Annotated in this window: 22 protein-coding genes; 14 read left to right on the top strand and 8 right to left on the bottom strand. The window is 42.7% G+C overall.

The window, feature by feature from the left end; all coding sequences use genetic code 11:
- Positions 1 to 14: 14 nt before the first annotated feature.
- From R7Q39_RS04680 to R7Q39_RS04695, 4 genes are all read right to left on the bottom strand, one after another.
- A complete protein-coding gene (locus R7Q39_RS04680; RefSeq protein ID WP_213963391.1) occupies positions 15 to 1301 on the bottom strand; it encodes a hypothetical protein in 1287 nt (428 codons plus the stop codon).
- Between the two features lie 3 nt (positions 1302 to 1304).
- Positions 1305 to 2015, bottom strand: a complete 711-nt coding sequence (locus tag R7Q39_RS04685; protein WP_213961354.1) for an SGNH/GDSL hydrolase family protein — start codon at positions 2013 to 2015, stop codon at positions 1305 to 1307.
- 100 nt (positions 2016 to 2115) lie between these two features.
- On the bottom strand, positions 2116 to 3012 hold the full coding sequence (locus R7Q39_RS04690) for a WYL domain-containing protein (protein WP_213961355.1): 897 nt from the start codon (positions 3010 to 3012) through the stop codon (positions 2116 to 2118).
- Positions 3013 to 3042: 30 nt separating this feature from the next.
- Positions 3043 to 3690, bottom strand: a complete 648-nt coding sequence (locus R7Q39_RS04695) for a HEPN domain-containing protein (protein WP_213961356.1) — start codon at positions 3688 to 3690, stop codon at positions 3043 to 3045.
- A 190-nt stretch (positions 3691 to 3880) separates the two neighbouring features.
- On the opposite strand from R7Q39_RS04695, the gene R7Q39_RS04700 reads away from it, so the two are divergent.
- From R7Q39_RS04700 to R7Q39_RS04710, 3 genes are read left to right on the top strand one after another with little or no spacing between them, the layout of a single operon-like run.
- Entirely contained in the window at positions 3881 to 5206 is a 1326-nt protein-coding gene (locus R7Q39_RS04700; RefSeq protein ID WP_213963390.1) for an ADP-ribosylglycohydrolase family protein, read from the top strand.
- 7 nt (positions 5207 to 5213) lie between these two features.
- A complete protein-coding gene (locus R7Q39_RS04705; RefSeq protein ID WP_213961358.1) occupies positions 5214 to 5795 on the top strand; it encodes a hypothetical protein in 582 nt (193 codons plus the stop codon).
- A gap of 57 nt (positions 5796 to 5852) precedes the next feature.
- Entirely contained in the window at positions 5853 to 6872 is a 1020-nt protein-coding gene (locus R7Q39_RS04710) for a hypothetical protein (protein ID WP_213963389.1), read from the top strand.
- A gap of 181 nt (positions 6873 to 7053) precedes the next feature.
- Here R7Q39_RS04710 and R7Q39_RS04715 read toward each other — a convergent pair whose 3' ends face one another.
- Entirely contained in the window at positions 7054 to 8271 is a 1218-nt protein-coding gene (locus R7Q39_RS04715; RefSeq protein WP_213963388.1) for a tyrosine-type recombinase/integrase, read from the bottom strand.
- Positions 8272 to 8947: 676 nt separating this feature from the next.
- On the opposite strand from R7Q39_RS04715, the gene R7Q39_RS04720 reads away from it, so the two are divergent.
- The 5 genes from R7Q39_RS04720 to R7Q39_RS04740 all read left to right on the top strand — a co-directional run bounded on the left by R7Q39_RS04720 (position 8948) and on the right by R7Q39_RS04740 (position 16777).
- Positions 8948 to 12613 (top strand): ATP-binding protein, encoded by a 3666-nt coding sequence (locus R7Q39_RS04720; protein WP_318075814.1) that lies wholly within the window; start codon positions 8948 to 8950, stop codon positions 12611 to 12613.
- Positions 12597 to 13763 (top strand): EAL domain-containing protein, encoded by a 1167-nt coding sequence (locus R7Q39_RS04725; RefSeq protein WP_017821555.1) that lies wholly within the window; start codon positions 12597 to 12599, stop codon positions 13761 to 13763. The genes R7Q39_RS04720 and R7Q39_RS04725 overlap by 17 nt, the downstream gene beginning before the upstream one ends.
- Positions 13756 to 14352, top strand: coding sequence for a response regulator transcription factor (locus R7Q39_RS04730; protein ID WP_017635347.1), 597 nt, complete (start codon positions 13756 to 13758; stop codon positions 14350 to 14352). Before R7Q39_RS04725 ends, R7Q39_RS04730 begins: the two co-directional genes overlap by 8 nt.
- Before the next feature lie 9 nt (positions 14353 to 14361).
- Entirely contained in the window at positions 14362 to 15732 is a 1371-nt protein-coding gene (locus tag R7Q39_RS04735; protein WP_017635346.1) for a GGDEF domain-containing protein, read from the top strand.
- 157 nt (positions 15733 to 15889) lie between these two features.
- A complete protein-coding gene (locus tag R7Q39_RS04740; protein WP_017635345.1) occupies positions 15890 to 16777 on the top strand; it encodes a LysR family transcriptional regulator in 888 nt (295 codons plus the stop codon).
- On the opposite strand, the gene R7Q39_RS04745 is transcribed toward R7Q39_RS04740, so the two are convergent.
- On the bottom strand, positions 16774 to 17382 hold the full coding sequence (locus tag R7Q39_RS04745) for a response regulator transcription factor (protein WP_318075815.1): 609 nt from the start codon (positions 17380 to 17382) through the stop codon (positions 16774 to 16776). The two genes, R7Q39_RS04740 and R7Q39_RS04745, sit on opposite strands and share 4 nt — an antisense overlap.
- Before the next feature lie 682 nt (positions 17383 to 18064).
- On the opposite strand from R7Q39_RS04745, the gene R7Q39_RS04750 reads away from it, so the two are divergent.
- Entirely contained in the window at positions 18065 to 19045 is a 981-nt protein-coding gene (locus R7Q39_RS04750) for a chemotaxis protein (protein ID WP_318075816.1), read from the top strand.
- A 49-nt stretch (positions 19046 to 19094) separates the two neighbouring features.
- On the opposite strand, the gene R7Q39_RS04755 is transcribed toward R7Q39_RS04750, so the two are convergent.
- The gene (locus R7Q39_RS04755) at positions 19095 to 19625 is read right to left on the bottom strand and encodes a prepilin-type N-terminal cleavage/methylation domain-containing protein (protein WP_318075818.1); all 531 of its coding nucleotides are present in this window, start codon (positions 19623 to 19625) and stop codon (positions 19095 to 19097) included.
- Between the two features lie 444 nt (positions 19626 to 20069).
- On the opposite strand from R7Q39_RS04755, the gene R7Q39_RS04760 reads away from it, so the two are divergent.
- The 4 genes from R7Q39_RS04760 to R7Q39_RS04775 all read left to right on the top strand — a co-directional run bounded on the left by R7Q39_RS04760 (position 20070) and on the right by R7Q39_RS04775 (position 22923).
- Positions 20070 to 20792, top strand: coding sequence for a sulfite exporter TauE/SafE family protein (locus tag R7Q39_RS04760; protein WP_047101431.1), 723 nt, complete (start codon positions 20070 to 20072; stop codon positions 20790 to 20792).
- A gap of 102 nt (positions 20793 to 20894) precedes the next feature.
- Entirely contained in the window at positions 20895 to 21800 is a 906-nt protein-coding gene (gene rarD / locus R7Q39_RS04765; protein ID WP_318075919.1) for an EamA family transporter RarD, read from the top strand.
- Positions 21801 to 22009: 209 nt separating this feature from the next.
- Positions 22010 to 22396: an MAPEG family protein gene (locus R7Q39_RS04770; protein ID WP_318075819.1), complete on the top strand. Its 387-nt coding sequence runs from the start codon at positions 22010 to 22012 to the stop codon at positions 22394 to 22396.
- Entirely contained in the window at positions 22390 to 22923 is a 534-nt protein-coding gene (locus R7Q39_RS04775) for a hypothetical protein (RefSeq protein ID WP_064369285.1), read from the top strand. The genes R7Q39_RS04770 and R7Q39_RS04775 overlap by 7 nt, the downstream gene beginning before the upstream one ends.
- A 283-nt stretch (positions 22924 to 23206) precedes the next feature.
- On the opposite strand, the gene R7Q39_RS04780 is transcribed toward R7Q39_RS04775, so the two are convergent.
- On the bottom strand, positions 23207 to 24571 hold the full coding sequence (locus tag R7Q39_RS04780; RefSeq protein ID WP_017820992.1) for an endonuclease/exonuclease/phosphatase family protein: 1365 nt from the start codon (positions 24569 to 24571) through the stop codon (positions 23207 to 23209).
- A 394-nt stretch (positions 24572 to 24965) separates the two neighbouring features.
- Here R7Q39_RS04780 and R7Q39_RS04785 point away from each other — a divergent pair, with 394 nt between their 5' ends.
- Positions 24966 to 25280 carry a DMT family transporter gene (locus R7Q39_RS04785; protein WP_005376506.1) on the top strand — a complete coding sequence of 105 codons (315 nt, stop codon included), beginning with the start codon at positions 24966 to 24968 and terminating at the stop codon, positions 25278 to 25280.
- The last annotated feature ends 49 nt before the right edge of the window (positions 25281 to 25329 follow it).

Genomic DNA, 25329 nt, shown 5'->3' on the forward strand with positions numbered 1-25329 from the left:
TGGTTGCTTTGGTTTCACTGCATCAAAGCGGCAATTTGCTGTTCAATATCAGCTTTCAGTTGCAGTAAATTGGTGAGTTGGCTGTATTTATCGTCAAGCTCACTTGCACTTTGCGAGTCAAGCTGCGGGATCTGGAGTTTGCTGAGCTGTCGAGGGCTGAGGCGAATCTGGGCCTGTTCGTTGACAGAGAAGTCACGAAATGTGTACTCAAGCAGCCTTTGCCCTGCGCGTGAGGTCAGGAAAAGAAACAGTCGTCTGCCGTCCCAATGTTCATTGTCTTTGGCACGTAACACGGCAAACAGCTCGGAGCATAAATACGTGCGTTGATCTTCAATGGAATAGTAGGCGACCTTGACGGTTTTTCGGTCTGCACTTTTGTACAGCAATACATCGCCTGGATTAACTGGGCTATAACGTTGAACTTGTTGTGCATTTCGGTATGTTGCTTCAATGCGCTCCAGTTCAACTAGACCAAATTTATTGAAAGATTTAGGCGTGATAAGTTGAACCTCAACCTCTTCTGACGAGTTAGGCGGTAGCTCTTCAGCTTGGCCTTGTCGAGCCGGTCTCACCACGTCAAAAATGCTATCAATGTCGCTCCATTCCGAGCTCGCCATGGAGTACTTGGATTCAATCTCTTGCTTTAGAACGTTTAGGTTATGTTCAAAACCTAATTCATGCATTTTACTACGAAAATAGCGTTGGACGAGAGGGTGCCAGGGTGCACACAGTGTTTCAATGGCATCACTGTCGGTGGCGATTTCTCTGTTGGTTGGCGACTTATCTTCATTTTCAATCAAGGCAACACACTGGCTAAAGTCATTCCAAACATTCAACAGTTGGTCAGCTTCTTCACTATTCAGGAAAGTGGCTATTTCGCTGCGTGACTCCTTAATTTGAAACGTCATTTTGTGTTTAAAGCGCCTGGCATTCACTCTAAATTTAACGTGTGTTTGGTTTCTAACTGCAATCTTGCCCAAAATGTCAGACTGATAAATAGGGTAATCTATAGTGAAGTGATCCCAGCTTTCCAGCGCCAGTTTCAGCCTATTCAGATTGGCAGGTGTAATGAAGATCTGCTGATATTGCTCGACGAAAAATAGCCCACCAAGTTCGGTTAGTTGGTTGAAATTATTGATATTATTTGAAAGTTCACGTTGCGTTAAAATTCCAAGATCAAAAAAATAGGGAAGAGTGGCATCGAGCTCTTCAAGTGCTTGTTCTAGCGTAAAGCACCCTTGCTCTTTTTGCTGAGCGATAAATTGGTCGCGTTGGTCAAACCATTCTTTGTTGAGGCTCATTCCTTATACTCCGTGGAAGTTATATTTGCGTCGTTTATATTGGTTAAAAATTGCCTGTGCAATTTTTCCAGCACCTTGGTTTGAAGGCTCGATAGGCGATATCGGAGCGTAATCATCTGGCTCATTACAAAGGATGCGTAAATCGAGTACGGGCACCCGGTGCTCAGCCGCTTCTTTTAAAATCACCTCGTTGAATAGCCCTAAAGCGATGATTTCTGCTTTAGATAATGTGGGTACCGCATCGTAAATAGTACAAACCGTGAGTTTAGGAAACTTTCTAAGCGCAACCGCTAAAACGTGTCGGTATTCCTTACGGAAGCACTCCCGAACCTGATGAAGTGAACTCAATGCATCACCGATGTTGTTGGCCTCAATATCGAGTAGACCTGAAGCGGCATAGCCGAGCAAATCATTGCCGCCACAAGAGAGATACGCACATTGCATATTGAAATGTGTCTTTGAACGAGCCCGTGCTATTTGGCCGGGAAGGTTGGCCATAACGTGTCCATCAATAGCAAGCAATTCGACGTGTGTTGTGGTGGAGTTAGCACCAGAAACGGTTTTCATTGCCTCCGTTTGGATTAAACCTGTCAATTGCTCGGAAACCGATTCTCCCGTATTTACATAGGGCGCATTGTCAAAAATCGAATCACCCAATAAGACGATTTGATCGGGTAAGTACTGACCTGTTGGTTCACTAGTTTCTATGTTCATGATTCGTACCTGTTATCGAGCTGTGTACTTACCGTACTTGTTTTAACTCTGGTGCGTAAGTGTCGAATTTTGGTACATGCTTCATTTTGATGGAGTCTTACTAGCGTTTGATAAGCCCTCGCTCACCAAGCAAACTGACCAGCTGTTCTTGGTTTTTAATACAAACTTGCTGGTAGACAGGCTCGGTTTGCTCGTGATTAAGGCTTAGCCCCAAACCATCGATAAGGTAGTTTATATGTGATAACCGACTTGGTATAACAAGTTCCCCGTCGCTCATGCCATAGTCTCTTTCAATGAGTGATGCTTGATGGTGATTAAGCCGAGGGTCTGCTTGCAGTACAAGGGAGATAGGAGTGTTCCAGTCAGTGTCTTCCTCAATGGGGTTGCGGGAGGCGTCGAGTACTTCGGGTTCGCCAATAAATCGACTTAACACGAAATCGCGATAAGCTCTGTTTTTTTCACAATATGCTCGAACATGCCAGCGCAAAGGGGTTTCTACCAATGAGTGTGGTGCAATAATCCGAGCTTCGGGATATGGTGAACTCATCGATAAATATTCAATTTCTAAACGTCGACCTTTGCCAATCGCTCTTACCAGTGCTCGCATTACGACGGGGTCAATGGCCCTAGTAGGAGGCATGACAGACGTGACTTCACTAAACCCAAGTACAGACTGATTGTTTTTAGTTACAAGTCGTTCGTTAAGGGCTAGCAGGTTTAGGTATTCGTCGATACTCCCCCGAGTAAAGATGGGATCAAAGGTTTTTGATGCTGAATAACCGGCGATCTGCATGTCGTATTCTAGGTTATCGGGCGCATGCTCTTTCAAATAGGTGTTGATTTCTCTGGAGGCTTGTTGCCGTCCAATATCGAAACAATTGCACAAGTGTTTAGTGGTGACTCGACCTTCCCAGTAGGCGATGATTTCGATGACTTGGTAACGTAATCGTGTTTTTTTATTGATCTTTCTATTCGGAACTTGTTTCTGCTCAATCATTAAAATGCTCAAATTGAAAAGGTTAGCTGGTTAGTTGATGACTGGATAAATAGAATCTCCCCAGAGCTCATCAGGATGACCCATCATCACTTCAATCACAAGTGGGATGACTTTTGCCATAATGGCAGTGCAGTCAGCGACCTGCTGACGGTTTACTTTTCCGTTCCAGGTGGCGCCACCGTGTAGAAGCTGGTTTCTTAACGTGTATAAGCGACTAAAAACAATCGACAGCACAACGTCGGTTTGCTCACTCGAGAGCGCTTGATGGCTGGCATGAATGGATTTTGTGCGTAGCTGCTTCCATTCATCTTGAGTTATGGCGTCGTTTTGGGCATCCCAATAGGACTCAAAGATAAACTCGTTATTGAGAACGACACGTATGGTGTTGGCATACTCTTGCCACACAAATCCTGCCAGTTGGTTCCCATCATCGAGTGAGACGAGTTTTGACAGGAATTGCTGAAACTTACCGCGTTCTGACATCAATATTGGACGGTCAATGTGCTGAGCGTAAGCGGCGTTGAAGGCGATCCAGTAAAAGATAAACTGGCTGTCCAAATCATCAGATTGTTCGGCTTTATTGAGCCAACTCAGTGCTCGATGTACACGTATCGCCAAAGATCTTGGGTGTTGGTCTCTCACTTCTCTATGTTTCGTTTTTAGCCTTTCGTAGTGCATGCCAGTCCCTTGATAATGCGTATATAGTTAATATCCCAGAATGCAACAAAATGAGTAAGTGGTGTTAAGAGGTGGATCAATAAACACGAATTTGGTTTCGTAATACTGAGCATGTACCAAAAATCGACACTTACGCTGCGGCTTGGGTTTGATTAGGATACTAAAGAACCGGCAACTAGAGGGAGCTCATTTGAACAACACGCCAAATAACAAAGATAACAAACGTTTGATGTTGGATAAAGCGCAGGGCGCAATTGTTGGGCTGGCGCTGGGAGATGCGTTAGGCACTAGTTTGGAGTTTTGCCCCAAAGACAGTTATACACCATTGCAAGATATCGTTGGCGGCGGCCCATTTCACTTGAAACCTGGTCAATGGACGGACGACACCTCAATGATGTTGTGTTTAGCAGATAGCATGTTGGCATTAGGTAAACACGAAGCACGAGATCAGATTAACCGTTATATTGCATGGTGGCAAGAAGGGCACAATTCGGTAACAGGTCGTTGTTTTGATATAGGTAATACAGTTTCGGCAGCACTAGAACTTTATAAAGCAATCAATGAGGCAAATGCAGGTTCTAGCGATGAGCAAAGTGCTGGAAACGGCAGTTTAATGCGACTAGCTCCGATTCCCATTTTCTATTCTTCGTTTCGGTATGCATCGCAAGAGGACGTGGTGAAAGCGGCTAGATTGAGTTCAATAACGACCCATGCTGAGCAAAGGGCTGTGGAAGCGTGTCAAATTATGGCTTGGCTAATCTATCAAATACTCGATGATGTTGATTCGACCCTGACTAAAGCTACGCTGTTTAAACGGTTGTTAAACTACTGGGGTAAAGCGGATATTCATGATGATTTGGCTGCGGTCGTTCAAGGGTCGTTCTTAACCAAATCGAGAAAGAACATACGAGGAACAGGCTTTGTTGTTCAGTCCCTAGAAGCCGCGTTATGGTCTTTTGCTCATAGTGATAATTTTAAAGATGGGGTCTTGCTGGCTGCAAACTTGGGTGAGGATGCCGAGACAACCGCAGTTATTTATGGACAACTTGCTGGCGCGTTTTATGGATACAGTCAATTGCCAAGGTCGTGGCTCGAAAAGCTCGCGTGGCAAAACCATATCAAAGAGCAAGCTACGCTGCTTATGATAATTCCTACGCTTGAGCGTCTTAGCTCGATGTTAAGCCAAATAGCGAGTATGCCTGAAAGCTCATGGAGTGAGGCAACCTATCTGTTATTGTATGACCATGGCTGTATCTTGGCTGATTACCATTGGATGGATTTTCCCAATCGAGCGTTGATCGCTACCGATCTCAGGGTTCCTGCTGACGATGGAAACCATCCAAAACGTCAGTTTCTCGAGCGTATGAGTTATGTAGAGGGCTTTCAGGTGATCACAGCCATCATTAGAGGCGACAGATTTAATGAGGGCTTATGGCAAAAATTTGTAGAAGATGGTTCCCTACACGTCTGGCTAGGGCGAATGTCACAATTCGCAAATAATAATGATAATTTTTGAGGTTAAAATGGAACAACAGGTTCAAAGTTTGTATGCCAATATCACGTTAAACGATGTTCAGTTGGCGGCTGTATACTATCCGATCTTAGTGGAACTTGCTCGTCATAAGCATTGTCTGACTTATGGTGAGTTGGTTAAGCGAGCCAAAGAGTCACATCCTGATATTGAATACGTCCAACGTGCGATACCCGTATCGGCTGGTCGTAAGCTTGACGTTGTCCGATTGTTTACCTCTGAACGAGGCTTACCTGATGTGACATCTCTTATTATCAATAAGACTGCGGGCGAATGCGGTAATGGCGTTACTGAGTACTTCGACCCCGTGAAATTAAGAGATGAAGTGTTTGCGTATGATTGGTCTTCGGTCTCTGACGATTTTGATATGTACATTGAAACGGCGGAACAGAAGGCTACCCCTCCCGTTAGGCTTTCACGTGCTGATGCAATGGCTATGACGCTGGACTTTTTTAAAGCCAACAGAGCAAGTCTTCCGAAAGCCATTTCCCAACATAGAGACGATATCATCAATCTTATCCTTGAGGGCTATAAAACTGAAGAAGCCTTTAAGTTGGTTAGCGATAGCCTATAAATTGTTTTTTATTGGCGAGGTGAAATGAATCAATCCGATAGTTTTGGGGAAAATACGATGACGAACGAAAATTTAACAGCGTGTCTTGCGAGCCAGTTTTGTGATGGGCTGTGGGATAGCTACACCAAAAAGTATCCGGTGTTCGTTAATCGTATCAGTCCCATATTTGTGCATTTAGCGGTTTATCAGCACCTTGTTAGCCACAGTTCTATCATTGGCAGTAAAGGGCGACAGCGTCAGCAAGAGTTAGTCGAATCGTTTGAGCAGTGGTATGAGGGAATAGAGCATGCTCGCGCCATTGATTGGATTGACCTAAATCTCACTGTACTAGATACGATTCAGGCTGAAACAGGTGATTATAGCTATGGTTTTAATTCGTCGGGAACTTTTATTCGCGATCGTAGTAGACATTACGCATTGGAGAGCAATCTTAACCATCAGCTTTTTCAAATGCTGTCGATATCTAAATCAGTCGTTGCAGAAAGCAATATCAACGTTGAGATAGTAAGGCAAATAAAAAGTCGACTGACTGGTTTTTGGGATTCATCGGTAAATGCTTCTACTCCAGGTGAACAGGAGTTGTTTGAATTATTGGTTCAAGACATCTCTCGCCTGCTAATAGGCACCGCTTACGAGTCGCGTAAGGCTCATGATTTAGATGTTTACCTTTACCTATTTCAAAATACCGCTTTAGGAAATAATAAATCAAAACAGGAGTGCGCTCAGCTCGCATCATTAATTCAGGTAGTGGTTAAGGATATCCAGAGTCAGGGAAGTGAGCCTAGTCCCATCGAGTCGATTTGGCAAATGGGCTTGGGCTATCCAGAGCAATTGGTTAAAGAATACAACCAACTGGTTGCAATGTTGGATAGCCAAGTGTTCACCGTGTGTAGAGAGGATATCGCTGATGGCTTTGAGCTGAGTGTTTGGCGCTATCCGCATAAGGAGCAAACACAGCAAAAGATTGTTCTACGAGGCGATGGATGCTTTGAGCTAATGGGAGTAAAACCCCTCAGTTTTAATGAAGCTGGAGGGGTAGTAAGGCATTTGATGAGTGTGATAACAAGAGATGATTAATTTGATTACTTCGAAAGCAATTGGCTTACTCGTCAGGCTACTATGGTTTTTTGCATCACCATTGTTGATTCGCTATATCAGTAGAGGTAAAAGGAGGCATGTCCCGTCGCTAAAACTTGGCTAGACGTTGTCCCCTTCTTGACTATGTATTTTAGCAAGGGATTGCCCTCACTCGCGCTGTTTAATCGCCGCTATTTGCTTTCGTTATAAACTCACTCCACCAGCGCATGATTTCTTTCCGTTGCTCGAAGAAGTCAGAGCGGTTGTAGCTCGCTCTTGTCACATTCTTATCCATATGTGATAAACAAGCTTCTATATGAAGTGTATCAAAGCCCTGTTCGTGCAGAGCGGTCGATGCAATAGCTCTTAAACCATGAGCAACGAGTTCATCTTTAAATCCTAAACTACGTTTTAAAGCAGCATTAGCTGTATAGACGCTTACATGGCTATCAGGATTCCGTCCACTGGGGAACACGAACTCTTTGCCGCCGCTTTGGGCTTTGATCTTTTCAAGGATATTGATTGCTTGTTTGGTCAGAGGAACTCTGTGCTCTCTTCTTCGCTTCATTTCTTCGGCAGGTATAGTCCAGCATTGATTATTGAAATCAATGTCTTTCCAGCGTGTTCTAGCAGCTTCTTTTGGGCGGGAAATCGTGTGTAGTTGCCACAGCAAAAGTAGTTTAGTCTTGTCTTGAATGTTTTCGTTGTGCGACAAACGAGTCATAAACTCACCTAGCAACTCAGGGCGTATGGTAGGCATGTTTTCTACTTTATGTTTCTCAAATGAATTGATCATCTTGGTTAATGGGTTAGCGTTAATCACATCACTTGCTACCGCATACTCCATAATTTGATTTAAGCTCTGACAAATTCTTTTGATGGTGGATAGTTTTCCGTCTTTTTCGAGAGGGCGTAGCATTTCAATTGCATCACGCCGAGTAATGTTACTTACTGGAAGCCCACCTAAGCTATCAAATACGTACTTTTCTAGTGTTCTCCAGATTCGCTCTGCATGAAATGAGCTGACAGACTTACGCTTCCTATCAAACCACATAGTTGAAACTTCAAGAAAGCTATCATTGTGCTTACGTAATTCTTCGATTCGTTTATGTTCTTTGAATCGTTTTGGATCGATACCTTCAGCGATTTGTTTCCGATATTCGGCGGCTTCGAGTTTTGCAGCTGCAAGTCGCAGTGAAGGGTAGGTGCCCATTGGAATTTTGGTTATTTTTCGCGTTACAGGGTGACGGTATTTGAATTGCCAAGCCTTAGTGCCTGTCCCCTTATCAGAGCGCTTAGGTCGAATACGAAGCTGTAAACCCTCTTCAACAGTATATGTATATTCCTTGTCTTTGATGACGAGAGCTTTGATTGTGGTATCAGTGATTCGTTTTGCCATAGCGAATGATCTTTGAAGTGATTATTTGAAGACCATTGTATAGTAAATTGATTTGGTGGGGTACCAGGTGGGGTACCAAAATGATGATTTGTAGTGATATCTGGTGGGACGTTCTGGAATTGAGGTTCTGGTTAAGTTATTGATATTAAATGATAAATTAGATGTTCTGGTAAGTTGTGAGATTTTAATGCGGGTGTCCAGGAAACCACTGGATTGAGTTATTAACCATTTGAATTTAATACCTTAATTTTTCTAATGCTCCAGCGGTTGTAAAAGTAGCAATGTGAATCTTGAGTGACACAATACTAGAACGCATTTTCTAAAACTGTGTTTACTTCAAGCTGCTCGAAACCGCGGAGTTGAGCTTTCTTTCATGTTAATACGCCAGTTTATCATGGAATGATGATGAATCATTCAAGATGAAAGTAAAAAGCTATGGCGTGCAAACCTAAAAGCACACATCCCTTATGTATACCGACTCGCAGTGAATATCCGTCTGGGTGAGAGACCGAACGCAAACACTGTGTAGTCAAAGGTGGATTGTGTTGTCAGATTGTTCTGACGAATTTTGGTTTTTTGGTTTTATATCAAAGCTTTATTTTTATTTCGCTATTGAGCGAAGTTTGACTTTTATCTGACAAAAACTAGTCTGAGCTTCCATTCAGAGGAAGCAGTCATGCTCAGTATTCTTAGAAGTATTACGGTATCGTCCGTCGCCTTAATTTTTTTAGCGAGTTCTTTTTGCTCAACTGCCAAACAGAGTCCTAAACCGAAGGTCATCGTTGGTGTTATTGCGCAAGACGAAGCTAAAGACTCGTTTGACGGTAGCGTTGGTCCTTCGTACGGAATTAGTCTTGAGTATTTGTCTAACATTACTAAAGCTTTGGATTATGAGTTAGAACTTCGGACTTACAAGCATATTCCGTCTTTACTTGCGGATGTCGAAAGCAAGAAGATTGATGGTGCGGTTGGATTTAGTAAAACAGCAGCAAGAGAAAAGCGTTTCTTGTTTTCGATGCCTTTTTTTTCGAGCACTATCGCTGTTTGGTATCGGAATGCCACTTACCGAGATAGTGATGCGCGTGATCTTAAATGGGTGTGTGTTGAGGGCAGTGTATATTGTGACAACCTCACTGAACGCGGTATCGATAAGATACATTACGTTAAAACACGTTTAGAGGCGTTTAATGAAGTTAAGCGAGGTAAAGCGAACGCGCTTATTTACACTTATGTTGGTATTACCCAATATTTGGATTTGAATGACATTGTAAAAGGGGTTGTCGATATTCCCAGTTGGTTGAAAAACGAAGAGGTGAGTTTTATCGCTTCGTTGGACAAACAGAGTCTGATCGATGACATCAACAAAATCCTTCAGTGGGAGCAAAATGGAAAAAATATTCGCTCCGTCGCCTCGAAAAATCCTTACCATATCAGTGATAAGTTATTGGTAGATTACCGACGTAATCATCAAAACAAACTAGTGATAACTTACAGCAGCAGTGACGAAGCTTATCCGTTTCTCTACCGAGATTCGCAAACGGGCGAGTTAGATGGCTTCTTTCCAGATTTTGTCGACTTATTGCAGTCTCGTACTGGCTTGAGCTTTAAGTATGTGAAGCCGACGTCGAGCCTTTCTAATGGATTAACGGCATTTGATGCCGATATAGTCCCCATCTCTTATGTGGGTGAGCTACCTAAGTCAGATTGGTTGTTCACTAAACCATTCATGCACAGTAATTACGTGGCTATCCAAGCGGAGCAGAGTAAGCGCGATAAATCTGCACTGAAAGAAGCGGGTATTCTGCTCACTTTGAAAAAGCAAGGGTTAGTTCATTTGGGCACTTGGCAGCAAGGCCAAGTTGATCATTATGATGATTTGAAAAAGCTGCTTACCGATTTGAAATCGGGCGTTTTGGATGTGGCTTATATTCCTGACGACATCGTTCACAACATGATTGCACAAGATCAAGTCGATGGCTTGGTGATCAATGCGGAGGACGTTTTGACGTTCTCTAATGCATTTGCGGTTGCAAACCACAATACACAACTTCAACACATGTTGAACAGCATCATCGAAACCATTGATTCTAACGAGATCGAAAAACTGCTGCGTTCTCACCGAAGCTTCAAACTGACTTATGGCTATGACGCGGAGCAGATCGCTACATTTGTTGTTGCTGGTTCATTCATATTCTGTCTCATGTTAATTGCGGCGTATTTCATCTTATCTCACATGCGACTTAAAGTGAGGTTAGCCGAATTTAATGCTGACAATGAGGAAGCGGAAAAGCAATGGCTGATGGACATCATCAAAGAGATCAATAGCTTGGTTTTTATCCATAGTGAAAATAACCATATGGAGATGAGCAATTGTGCCAACTACAACAGTAAACAGTGCCAACAATGTAAGTTGAAAAGTGATTCTGCGCACGCTCCTCTGGTGAATAATTTTGATGAACTAACCACTGTTATCGCTGGAAAGCGTATTTCAGAAGAGGTTGCCTCGTCGGGCTGTGAACTTGATATTAAACATGTATATCGAGAACGCAAAGTCATCGCTTCTCCTAGCGGTAAGAACAAGTTTGTACTGACTGTTATTCAAGATATTACCCAGCAAAAAGAACGTGAGCAGGCGTTAATCGATGCGCAAAAAGAAGCGCAAACCGCGGTACGTGCGCGCGAAAACTTTTTGGCAACCATGAGTCACGAATTAAGAACGCCATTGTCGGCAGCACACGGCATCCTCGATTTGCTAAATCGCCAAGTGACGGCAGATTCAAATCGCGAGTTAATTGCCCAAGCCATACGCTCGCTCAATCATTTGAATACGCTAGTAGACGAAGTACTGGATTATTCAAAGTTAGAGGCAGGGCACTTAACCGTCGCCCCAGTTAAGACCGACTTGCTTAAAACCTTGTGCGATGTGTTTCGAAGCTTTGAACCACGAGCGCTTGCGAAAGGTTTGGATTACAAAGTGACAATCAAACCATTTTCGAATGCTTTCATTGAAATCGACGCGCTGCGATTGGTGCAAATTACCACCAATCTACTCTCCAATGCGATGAAATTCACTGCCGAAGGAGAAGTTGGAATCAGTGTCATTCTTCATGAAAAGCAGCTTATTTTGAAAGTGGCGGATTCAGGTATCGGCATGACGGATGACCAACTCGAAGGCATTCTCAATCCTTTTGTTCAAGCGGATGACACTATTACGCGTAAATATGGCGGTACTGGATTGGGGCTAAGCATTGTTGACCGATTGATCGACTGCATGGGCGGCGTGCTCTACATCGATTCACAATTTGGCTTGGGCACGACGATTACTGTCAGACTGCCAATTGAGCATTGCGACTCTGAGCCAGACGTTTGTTTGAACTGGACGTATAGCGAGAGCTTACCACTTAATATTCGCCAGTGGTGTGACGCGTGGAAAATGCGTCCAGCGACGTTAAAAACAATGGTGGCGAACCTTCACCCTATACACGACAGCGATGCCAGTTTTAATGGCCTAATGCTGCGTGACGAACAAAGGGTACTTGGCAGTCTTACGCTAAGAGAGATTCAATATCCAGATACATTGTTCAATTTGCTCAGCCAAACGCAGCAAGAAACCAAGCTTAGTGACGTAAATCAAGAAGTGGTTTCTTGGGTTCTCGGCACGGTACTGGTCGCAGAAGATAATCCCATTAACCAAAGTGTGATAGCAATGCAGCTTCATGAACTTGGAATCGAACCTGTCATTGTGAATAACGGCCGCGAAGCATGGGAATACATCAACCAAGATGAAAACGTTGTGTTGCTGCTGACCGATTTTCATATGCCAGAAATGGATGGCTATGAGCTTGTTAGGCACGTGAAAAACTCCGAATTTAAAGCAATTCCAATCATCGGTGTGACAGCAGAAGATGCTCGTCTTGCCATTGAGCGCACACAGGATATCGGCATTGATGATGTGCTCTACAAGCCCTATGACCTTAATCAATTAAAAACCGTTTTGATTCCATTTATTGGCGAAAAAGAGAGGGGTAGGCTGCCCGGCTGGATTAAACGGTTCAAAGCACAGGACGCAAAAGAGATTGCGCGCGTGTTTAGTCAATCAATGTCTACAGATATAAAAAACTTAAACGCCGCATCGACTGAGCGAGACAAAAAACGGGTCATTCATGGCATCAAAGGAGCGGTTGGGGCGATAGGGGTAAGCATGCTGACTGAGCTTTGTATTGAGGCAGAACGAGTTACTGCTGCGGAGTTTGACAGGCGAACAGCGGAGCTAATTTTACGAATCGAGCAGGAGATCGAAAACATAAACTATTGGGTAGAGACAAATGAATACACAATTTAATGTGATGGTGATTGATGACCATCCGCTACAAACCACAATACTTACGCAAATATTGGATCGCTATTGCGCGCAAGTCATCCCTTTTAACTGTGTGGATGCCGCTATTCAGAGTGTGCAGGAACAACATTTTGACGTAATTTTTTGTGATATCCAAATGCCCGGAAAAGACGGCATCGATATGATGGAAATGCTCGATAAAGTCCAGTACCAGGGGCAAGTTGTACTGGTCAGTGCAATGGAATTGACCATTATTTCTGCGGTAAGAGCCATGTGCGAGGGATTTAGCTTTGAAGTATTAGGGAAGCTGCCTAAGCCATACGATGAAAATGAAGTCGTTGATTTGTTGGGTAAAATAAAAGATGAAAAAGCGAAACAAGTCAGCTTTGCTCAACCTATTGAAGTGGAAGATCAAGAATTCCTGTTTGCTCTGGCTGAAGGGCGAGTGAAAAATTATTACCAGCCTTTAGTCGATGTGCAAAGTGGGGAAGTGCTTGGGTATGAAGCGCTCGCGCGTTGGAATCATCCTATTTATGGTGTGTTACCCCCTCATTATTTTTTGCCAATTGTAGAGCGTTGCCGCCTTTCTGGAGAGTTGTTTCAAGCTGTATTGAGTAATGTTATCTATGACATGAAACACCGCGGATTGACGCAAAACGTATCCATCAATGTAGACCATGAAAACTTAGAAGATACGGCGTTCTCTCATTACTTTTTACAGCAATGTTTAGAGAGCGAGATTGACCCATCACAAATCACCATTGAAATTACAGAGCGAGATACATTTCAGACTAGCGCGTCCCTGTACAAGAATTTACTCAAGTTGAGGATGAACGGTGTCACTGTCTCAATAGATGATTTTGGCACGGGGTCATCGACGTTTGAAAAACTGGCTCAACTGCCATTCAACGAGTTAAAAATCGATCGTTCGTTTGTACAAGGTGTCGAATGCGACATCAAAAAACGCAACATCGTTGTTGCTATTTGCGCGTTAGCGAAAAGTTTGAATATACGACTGGTCGCGGAAGGTATTGAAGACGAAGTCACACTGCAAGCGATACGTGAGTATGGCATTGATCTTTGCCAAGGCTTCTACATTGATAAACCCATGCCACTAGAAGCCATAACCATACTAAATGAAAGATATGAATAAATTGAATTACTTGATCTTTGACGATCATCCTCTCGTTTGTGTTGCAATCAAGTCGTTGCTGGAAGAGTTAGGTAAAACAAATGGGGTATTTACTGCAACATCAGCGAAGATGGCATTACAAATATTGAAAAAGGAAGAAATTCAACTGTTGATCTTAGATGTGAACTTGGCAGATTGCGATGGGTTTGATTTCTACAAACGTATCAAATCCCATGGTTATGAAGGCAAAGTCATTTTCTTCTCCGCTGAAACTAGCCAAATGTACAGCCAAATGGCTTTTCGTTCTGGCGCTGATGGCTATGTGTGTAAATCGGAAAATCACGACATTCTTAAAGACGCGATAGAAGCGGTAGAGAAGGGGTATACCTTCTTCAAATTTAAGCAAGTTGTTAATAGCGTTCGAGAAATGCCACAACTTTCAAGCAGAGAAAGCGCAGTAATGAAGTATTTATTACAAGGAAAGTCCAATCGAGAAATCGCTTCAGTGCTATCAATAAGTGACAAAACAGTCAGCACATACAAACGTCGTCTATTGGATAAATTTAACGTAAAGAACATTGTTGAGCTAACAAGAGTGGCGGGGGCGTAAGACCGCATCATGACACTTAAAAGTATCGCGTTGTCTCTTTTCATCGCAACATTACTATTCGTCACTTCTGTCACAATGATTGGTGCGGTGTTAATTTCTTATGAAGTAAAGCAGTTCAACACTTACGCGAATAATTTAGCCAAAATAAAACAAAAAGTAATTCTCATGGGGCTATTGACGGAAGCGCAGCTCGAGCAATACAAAGGCATGAGCGTGAGTGAAGTAGAAGCGCAAACAGAGCTGAGCTTTCAAGATGCGATTTACTCCCTGTCACGTTATGAAAAACTTAATTACGTTGAAGCTGTTGCACGGAAATCGCTTCATCAGGCTGAAGCGTATTTATCAAATGCGTTCAATCGACAAAATGCCGTTATGTATTTTCGTTCTTATACTGGAAACAAACTCATCTTAGAGAGACCGATTGAAGCGCTAGAGGGAGTGAAAGCCACATTTGATGTTGATTGGTGTAAAAGTAACTATTCTTGTGTGTTAGCCGCGTGGAAAGAGCAACTAACGGACCGGGTATTGTTTTCCCTACCATTTAAAACGACATACTCCGATGACATGGCGATAAGCATCATGAGTCCGGTTTACTTTCAAGGTGAGTTAGTGGGAGAGTTTTCGGAACAATTGTACCTCTCGCCGCTTTATAATGATGGGAAAGCGGTGGATGTTCAAATTGCGAATGGGAACAAGCAAATGGTGATTTACTTCGCTGGCTACCCCTTTCCATCATTCGCGTACACCCAATCATATGTCGCAGACAACAACAATCTCATTGTTTACATGTACCCATTCAGTAAAATTGTACTGGATTACGTGTTCTTGTTTATCATCTTCTTTTTCGTAACTTTAGCGTATTACAACAAAGCTTATGAATCTAAAGAGAGCAAACTTCGCCTCGCGAAAGCACTGACGAACGTGACGAAAGATGATTTAACGGGATTGTTTAACCGCAGAGTCTTTCAAGATAGCGAATTCAAACGTCGTTTGGAAACCGCGCCATATTCCGTCATTGCAATAGATGGCGATAGGATCAAGCGAATCAATGACCATTACGGTCACCATGTAGGGGACGAAGTTATTGGGATTATTGCTGATGCTATGTCTAAAGTGTTTCGAAATAGTGATTATCTAGTTCGAACTGGTGGTGATGAGTTTGTTGCGATTCTGCCAGGTTGCAGTATCAGCCAATCTTCAATATTGGCGAAGAAGCTTCGTAGTGTCGTTAAAGATAACCGACTAAAGACCTTGGATATCGAAGTTAGTGTGAGTACTGGTATCGCGGCGAATGAGTTACACGAAACGCTTCAGGACGTTATTGTACGTGCAGATGAAGATCTCTATGAGATGAAAAAACACAGACAAAAGTCCCATTAAGCAGGTCTGGTATTGACTAAATGCAAAGTTACGGAACATAACCATGACATAACTGTTTGATTAATTTGACCAAACAGAATGAGTGGTCTTTTATATTAGAGCAGTCAACAAATAGTGATTGCTCTATTTATTCTCGACCTTACATCTGGTGTCGCACGTGAACAAAGATCTCGACTTAAACTTACTTAAAATACTTGTCTTACTGGATAAGCACCGTCAGCTCAAGCCCGTTGCGAAAGCGATGGGGAAGAGCGAAGCGTCAATTAGCAAATACCTTGCCCGATTGCGACTCCAGCTAAACGATGAATTGTTTATTCGGCATCCTCACCACATGGAACCGACGGACTATTTAAAACGTCAATTACCTAAAATTTCCGATGCACTCGAGAAGCTTGAAACTTGTCTAATTAGAGATGAGTTTGAACCGGAAAATTACGAAAAAGACATCACCATTTGTTTGCCGCAAACCGCTCAATACTCATTTGGGCATTTACTTGCAATGGATTTAATGGCGCTGTTTCCCAAGGCGCACATTTCGATAGCAACGATTACAGAGTATACGATAGAAGAGATAATCCTAGGCAAAGTGGATGCGCAGTTACATTACTTCAACGAGGATGTTCCGAAATCTGTTTATCAGAAGTTCATCGGCTATGCGCCTGCTGTGGTAGTTGTCCCTGAAGAGCTGGGAATTACCACCCTGGAAGAAGCAGCCAAACTTCCCTTTATCATGTTAGAGATTATCGGTTGGAAAGAGAAAGAGCAGCTCGTTAAGCGTGCAATGGAAAGCCACGGTATGGTCATCAACCGTATTGCGGCTCTAGACAACGTAAGCAGCGTATTGAAGCTAATTAAGCAAAAAAGCGCCGCAACCGTATTACTTGAATATCAGGCGCCAATTGATGGATATAAATTTATAAGAGTGCCAGAGCATTTTTACCCAGATGGCTGGCCAAAAGTGGTTGTACAGGTGAAGCAAAGCTTAAGACATGATGCAATGCACCAGTTGTTAATCGGTGCTATTGCAAAATACATGAGCGCTTAGCGGTAAAACTCAATGTTTTCTGACTGAGGAATAGTATGCAGAAGTTCAATCAACGTGTCCGCATGGTACTTTTTCAGAATACGCGTTTTGTAGGTGCTGATTGTTTTAGCGCTGAGTGAAAGTTGTTCAGAAATCTTCTTATTAGAGTAGCCTTGTACAAGATAATGGAACACCATGGCTTCGCGATTTGAAAGTGTTACGTTACCCGACGATGGTGTGTGAGTCGACTTAAACATTGAGTAACCGCGTGAAACACTCACAATTGCGTCGATAATGGTCTCTCTTGTTTCATGCTTGCTTAAGAAGCCGTTTGCGCCCATTTCGTACGCTGCTTTAGAAAGACTCGAGTAGTCGCGTGAAGAAACAAATAACAGTCGGCCACGATATCCCGTCGCTAAAATGTTTTTGGCTAAACGCATACCATCGCGGTCGCCAAGCACTACGTCTAAAATAATCAAATCAATCTTTTGGCCTCGGACAAGATCCATCACTTCCGCACTGTCAGTGGTTTGAATCACTTCAGCTGCGTTGATTACAGATTCAACTAGAGAAGCAAGTGCTTCGCTATACAATGGTTGAGCGTCGATAATAAGAACATTATTCAAAGTGAACCTCACCTAATACATCAACTAGTGTGCTGTCAGGCGACAGCGCAATTGGATGAATAGGATTGTAGGAAAAACCTTGCTAAGAGGAAGGAAAATGACTCTTTCCAAAAGTGAAAATCAGTGTCTTGATTATGGGAATAGCGATGTCAGGTATTGAAATACCTAGTGATAGGATGATTGCTTAAAACTTACGCTGACAGAAAACTAACAAACTGAAAGTGTTCTTTCAGTGTTCTATGCCTTCAGATTTTCTTGCGATGCCTCTAGCGCTTCGATTTAAACCCTTGTTCACAAGCGCAGTTTTATACCATGCCACTTGAAGAGAGCTTGTTCTACACCAGGCATGAGCACGCTAGCCAACTTTGCACTGATATCTGTTGGATAGGTTTGGCTATTGACGCTGAACATCACTTCAAATTATTTCTAAACTTTTCATTGACTCGGCCGCTAAAAGTGGAGGTGTTAATTCGCACTTTGGCCACTCATAATGTCGTGTTCAAAAATGAGACAATTTTACATGGTTTGGTATGGAAATGTGCGTTAGCCGTCCTTTTGATGGTTTACAAATTTTGTTGTAACGACTAAAAAGGACTTTTGGATTTTTAGCCAGAGAATGGCTTCTCATGGCGTTTGCATCAAACTTTTTCTGATGCGTATTTTTGGTTGGATAATTGGCTTTATGAGTAACGTAACCAGCACCATTTTGACAGAAAGTGGTACCAATGAGCTTGAAATCATCGAGTTTCATTTAGAAAAAACATTGCCAGATGGCAGCACAAAAACTTGTTATTACGGCATTAACGTTGCGAAAGTACGAGAAGTGATTCGCGTTCCAGAAACAACCGATTATCCAAACGCACAACCTCATATGATTGGTGTGTTCTCATCCAGAGATGTACTGACGCCTTTAGTGGATTTAGCTGGTTGGTTAGGTGTGCCAACACGACAAGATCTGGAGCGCAAGTTTGTAATCGTTACGGATTTCAACAGAATGACCAATGGCTTCTTAATTGACAGCATTTCTCGCATTCATCGTATCTCTTGGAATGATGTGGAATCACCAAGTCAGTTTTTGGAAGCGGGCGAACAAGATTGTGTAGTAGCCGTTGTCCGTAAAGAAGGCAACCTGATCATGATTCTCGACTTTGAAAAAATCATCGCAGACATCAACCCAGAACTGAGTATGGAAAAATACGATGTGAAAGGGGACAAGTCGGTGGATCTCAACCAGAGAATGGTTGGTAAGCGTAATGCTAAAACGATCATGGTGGTGGATGACTCAGCATTTATTCGCTCTTTGATCCAAGATACATTAGCTTCTTCAGGTTACAATGTGATCACATGTAAAGACGGTGGTGAGGCGCATGAGAAGTTGATGAGCTTGATCGAGGTCGCGAAAGAAGAAAACTTGCCAGTTAAAGAGCTATTAGATGCGGTGGTTACGGACGTAGAAATGCCTCGAATGGATGGTATGCACTTAGTGAAGAGACTACGCGATACCGAAGCGTTTCATGAAATGCCGATCATTATGTTCTCGTCATTGATGAGTGAGGATAACCGAGCGAAAGCACTATCTCTTGGCGCAAATGATACGATTACCAAGCCAGAGATTGGCCGCATGGTGAATATGATGGATAAATACGTGTTTAACTTTGCGTAAAAAACCGATCAGATGAAACAAATAAGGCTGCCGATTGGCAGCCTTATTTTTATTGAGGGCAGGGAAGAATATCTAAGGTGTAACTCTCGTTTGGAGTCTGCTGTGGCCCATATAAAATTCCGCATTGTGTAAGGCTAGCTCTTTTTTCGTCGGCTGCAGCAATGACCATTTCGCGAGTTGTTGAACCAGCCGGGTGATGAAATGTTTTCCAATCCGAGTCTTCTTCGTTCAGTCCTTGCACGAGTAACTTCATCGATTCGCTATCAGAATCAGGATATCCATATAAAAAAACACAGCGCTTTGAACCACCAATATTACAGCCGTCAAATGGTAAATCTGCCATTAAAGCACTGTCTACGAAGTTTGAAACGTAAGGCTTGCTTTCCAATCCCGCAATCGCCATTTTCCCATAACCCACGCCTAATGCTGACGCAATAGCGCCTTTCATTCCTTCCAAACGTGCTTCACGTGCATCACTTTGAAGGTTTAAAAAGCGTGGCGCGGCAGTGACAGCAAGAATACCGAGCACGACAATAACTACGACTAACTCTATTAGAGTAAATCCCGTTTGTTTTTTCATATTATTTTCACAGCAAGTTAAAGGTAGAAAAACACTGACCGTACACTTGTTTATTGTGTAAATAAGCACGGTAATGATAAATCGATCAATAGTATAAAGAGGTGAGTTGTAAAGTGCTATACCGACGCCGCACTAATTGACTGAATCCATTAAATGCAATGGAGAATTCACGGGTCTAATTCTGCTAGATTTTAAGAGGTCATTAATTCCGCTGAAGAAATGCTGCGTGAACAGGCGAGCATGAATCCTCTTCGATGTAAGCAAACATGTACATCAGCGGAATGAAATACAAAATGCAAATGAGGGCGAACCGCACAAATGGATTGTCTTTTTATTCACTTTGATGAATGCTACGCGGAATTCATATCGCAGTATGCCTGAGGTATTCGTCATGTGAATGTGCTTTGGTTTTGTGTTTATTTTTCAAATATAAGAATAATCTAAATGGAATTCGATTCGATAAACTTCCTTGCAATAGGTTTGATATTTCTTGGCTCTTATGTCCAGACCGCAATCGGTTTTGGCTTGGCTATTGTTGCCGCACCTTTACTGATTCTTTGGGCGCCAGAATATGTTCCTGCGCCAATCTGTTTAGTCGCGTTATTTATTTCGTTGATGAATGCGATGAAGCACCGCAGTAGTGTTGAAATCGGCGGCTTAAAGATGGCGTTGATTGGGCGAGTGCCGGGATCAATTGCTGGTGGCTTGCTACTCTTTTTTGTATCTACACAAACTCTCACGCTTTGGATTGGTTTGTTGGTGCTGTTTGCAGTCTTGGTGAGTGTTTTACCGTTTCGGGTTGAGCCTACGCCTTCGCGTATGACATGTGCTGGTTTCTTTTCTGGGTTGTTTGGTACCAGTTCTGCGATTGGAGGCCCTCCGATGGCGTTATTGTTGCAGCATCAAGAAGCGAATCAGTTACGCGGTAATTTATCGGCTTTTTTTGTTTTCAGTTCGATTATTTCACTAATAGTACAAATCCCAGTGGGCTTCTTCACATTGCATCATTTGGTCATTACTATTCCTCTATTACCTGCTGCGGCGCTTGGTTACTGGCTAGCAATGAAAACTACCCAGTCGTTACCAAAAGAAAAGATTCGGTTTGGGGCACTTGTGTTGTGTTTTGTGAGTGGCTTTACTGCCGTCGTACAAGCGTTGAGCCAATAATGCCATCTGCATCATAAAGTCACTGCGGGATTGCATTCCTTTTTATGTAAGGCGGACTTGTTTACTTACGCCAAATTGGTCGTTTAGATGGGCGATAGTTTTATGAATAACACTCGTTATGGCACTTTTATGGCAGCATTCTCCTTTGTGATCTGGGGATTGCTACCAATTTATTATCGTTATTTACCAAATGCTTCTATGGATGAGTTGCTAGCATGGCGAATCATTGGGTCTGTACCTGTCGGGTTTCTAATTGTACTTGGGATAACCCGTCGAGGGCTGAATTGGAAAGAAATCTGGCTTGATAAAAAATCCTTGTGGTACACGTTTGTGGCGAGCAGTTTGATGTGTATTTCTTGGAGTGCGTTCACTTGGGCTTTGACCCATCATCGGGTCATCGATGCCAGCTTAGGCTTCTTTATTGGACCATTAGTATCTGTTGCGCTGGGCGTATTTATTCTTGGGGATAAGCTCTCAAAAGGCAAACTTATTGCAATCGTGCTGGCAACAATTGGTGTTATGTATCAAGTGATTCACTATGGTCAGCTACCCGTTATCGCACTAACGATGGGGTTGTTCTTTGCTTTGTATGGGCTGTACAAGAAGAAGATAAATTATGACTGGAGTACAACCTTGTTTGTTGAGGCGTTGTTACTGACTCCAGTTGCACTCGCATATTTGCTCTATAAACAATGGGCAACTGGTGAACTGGCTTCGGGCAAAGATACCACAACATTGCTTTTGTATTTTGGCAGTGCACCTATCACACTTTTACCACTCGTATTTTATTCTATCGCAATACGTATAACTAATTTATCAACCGTCGGTCTAATGCAATACATCGAGCCAAGCTTGCAGTTTGTGTTGGCAGTTATGTTTTTTGGCGAGTTGTTTGACGAAGTGAAAGCGGTGACCTTTGCATTTATTTGGGTAGGGCTGTTGTTCACAATTTTTGAAAGTATTATCAAAGGGCATCGGCGCAAAAAGCTGGTCAAACACCCCTTGTAGTGGTTTCAATATTCTCACATATTAGCTTCTTTATTCTTATGCCCTCCATTCGAGGGCATTTTTAATGTCATGAAGCATTGGCTTTCGTTTTTTGCCCGAATAGAAATCATAACTTGAGATTATTTGACGCATTATCATAATGATACCGCTATAGTTATAGCCAAGTGACACGCTTATATAAGTGAAAACCAGATCAAGAAGGACGACATATGATCACAGCTCTGTATGCCAACATTCTCGCAATACTCATTATTTGGTTGGCTGTTCAAGTAATTAAGCAACGTCGCTTAAATCAAATTGCTTATGCCGATGGTGGGGTAGAGGCTCTACAAGTTGCTCGTAGTGCCCAGAGCAATGCGACAGAATATATCCCCATCACCCTGATTTTAATGGCACTTTTAGAATTCAATAGTGCTTACCCAACATGGATGCATCTCACCGGTATTATTTTTGTAATTGGTCGAGTTATTCATGCTAAAGGCATATTGAAAAAAGACTTGAAAAAGCGCATTAGAGGGATGCAGGTGACATTTCTGGTGATACTTTCATTGGTTGTGTTAAATATGATTTACCTGCCATACGATAAGTTATGGTAAGTCTGCGACGTTACATTCCACCACCTTGGGTACTCGTTCTGATTGGATTAGTACTGAATATTGGCGCGATCATCGTTACTAGCTTGGTCCTTGATAAGTTGGGTAAACAGCACTCGCAGCTCGCAGAGCAAACAGCAGAAAACTTGTATTCCATCCAACTCGCATGGAACAGTGTGGAAACCCTAGAAAGGAAAAGAGAAGCTTTACTGCTGCATGTGCACATAAGTCAGAGCGTAGCGATACCTTTAGAGCTAGAAGAGGTATTAGCAGGGCATTTATCTTCTTGGGTTCACAACGAGTCGGATGAAATACAAATTGATCAACTTCCGCAACTAATGTCAAAGATAAATCAGGCACAAGCTTCGTATAGAGACCGCATCGATAATTACTACATTGAGAATGTAGGGCTCAATGAGGTAATGGCAAAGCAGGATGAAAAGATCGCTTGGTACAAGAATATCGGACTCTTCTTGCAAGTATTCGGACTTGCGTTAATCCTTGCACGCGACTTAGCTAGGAAGCAATAAAAGCAAGAGCTAAAGATCAGGTTTATTGCGAAATGCCAATGGTAGTTTGCAAATTGCAATTTATTCTGTGAGCAAACAGTAGCTATTGGTTAAGTTTTAATGAAAGTGATTAAATAACAACCTGTTTTTGTGCGCTGAAAAGTTGGCACGCCTCATGCTTTAGTATTAGTGACCCTTTCTAAGCCGAGGGTCACCTAGCCAACTGACGTTGTTAGTGAACCATCTTGTTCACAAATATATACAGCCAATCACGACTCCTTGTGGTTGGCTTTTTTTATGCAGTCTAGAACTGTGCTTTAATCCAGATCATGCGATGGTCGGAAGATACATCCTTACCATCACCATACTTACCGATACGTGCATCGTTAAATAGTTTACGGCCCTCTTCATAAGACGCTGACCAGTACACACCAGAGTCTATTACATTCAAATTTGCTGAAGGCAAGGCATAGTCTACCCCTAAGCCAAACGTTGAAGTGATGCGATTCGGATATGGGTGAGTTGAACTGCGGTCAACAGCGTGTTCAGCTGCACCAAAGCTTGTTGGGTAAAGCTCACCATTCATCACGGTTTGGTTAACCAATGGATCGTTGTGCAGCTCTTGCATTACAGAGCTAATACCGTCACCAGCCACTGGATCAAGGTTTTGATCACCCATCATTACGAATTTAGCGCCGTTCGTTAAGCCACCTGTTTTACCCGCATCGTCGTAAAAATAGTCTTTGCCTTGAATGTAATGATGCCAAAACTCCACTTCTGCTGCGTTTTGCGCTTTGTTTTTACCGGTGTCGAATACTGGTGGAGTAGGATGAGACATCAACAAGTGTACAACTTCCTCGCCATTGCGTGTTGGAATGATGATTGGCGCGTCGACGTGATTTTTCGAAGATAGACGCACTTGATCCCACTCTTCCGCTGAGTACCATTCATCACCACACTTCATGCCGTCTGGAATCTTTTGCGAACCGTCACAGATAGTAATGGTTGGAATTTTCGCACCTTCCATATCTTTCCATTTAAATGCTTGGAATGTACGTGTGTTTGCCGTGTCAATTTTATACTTAGACATAAGGGCAAATGCATATTGACCATGGTACATGCCAAAGCCCCATGCATCACCTGGCATTTGACCTGCGGTTCCGTTGTTGTCGAGATCAAACTCACTCAACAACCCTGTATTAGTTGAGTAAGATTCAGCATAAGGGTATTCAATAGGCTCAAGGTTTGCTTCACCGCCCGCGCCATTGATGCTTTGCGCGACAGACAAGTAGTTCTTCTGGAATCCTTCAATGGCTGCTTTGTTTTCGCCTGTTCCGTCGTTGTTGTATTCCGCCATCATAAGAACATCAGGACGATTCTTTTGAATGATTGCTGCAACGTTACGAATTTGAATGACTTTTTCCGCAGTGGTTTTGTCTTCGGCTGCGATTGAACCGTCTAAATAAGAGGTGACCAACGCAGTTTGCTGCGTTGGTTCAATTTGCATTTCATCTACCAAAGTTTCGAAGGTAGCGCGGTCAAAAGAGAGGTTGTAAGTCGCTATTTTTACCTCTTTAGGCTGAACATTGACGTATTCAGTATCGTCATTACATCCAGATAGTAGAGCGGCGCCAACAAGGACAGCGATAGAGGTTTTGATTGCTTTCATGGGTACGTCATACCTTATAATTAATTCGGCTGAATATTAAAGTCATCAGTCATTGTTTTAAGCGATATTAGTCACACAAACGTTTTCATATTTACATTTTCAATTAGTTTTTGTGTGATTTGTGCAATAAATGCAACACTTTCAACACCAGAAGGTTATATGTAAATTGTTAAAAAACGGTGTCGTTATTGATGCGAAATAGAGAGTCCGCCACCGTTAAAAAGAAAAGCGTAGAATTTAAGCGTGCATGAGATGTTTGAGTTGTATGCTTATCGCCGTGTTTTATTTTTTATGTTTAAATTTCTGTATATAATAAGCAGTCAATCAGAAGTGAGGACGACCTCACCGCTCTATCTTTTCTCGGGGACGACCCCATCTCGTTGGGAAATGTGACATGGCTTGGGGAATTCTCTTCATTGCGGGCTTGTGTGAAATCGCATGGGCTGTCGGTCTTAAATATTCACAAGGGTTTACCAAATTCGGTGCTTCGGCATTCACTATTGTCTTTATGTTATTGAGCTTTTGGTTACTTGGCATTGCGTTAAGAACCTTGCCTTTAGGCATTGCTTATGGCGTATGGGTAGGGATTGGCGCAATAGGCACGGCAGTCGTGAGTATTTATCTGTTCAATGAGCCAGCAACACTTATCAAAGCCTTAAGCTTGCTAATGATTGTCGCTGGTATCGCAGGGTTAAAAATATCAGCTTAACGTTAGGCTAAACACAAAACAGCCAGAGTCACTCTGGCTGTTTTTCTAA

Origin of the sequence: Vibrio sp. 947, from assembly GCF_033339115.1 — a bacterium.
Taxonomy (GTDB): domain Bacteria; phylum Pseudomonadota; class Gammaproteobacteria; order Enterobacterales; family Vibrionaceae; genus Vibrio; species Vibrio alginolyticus.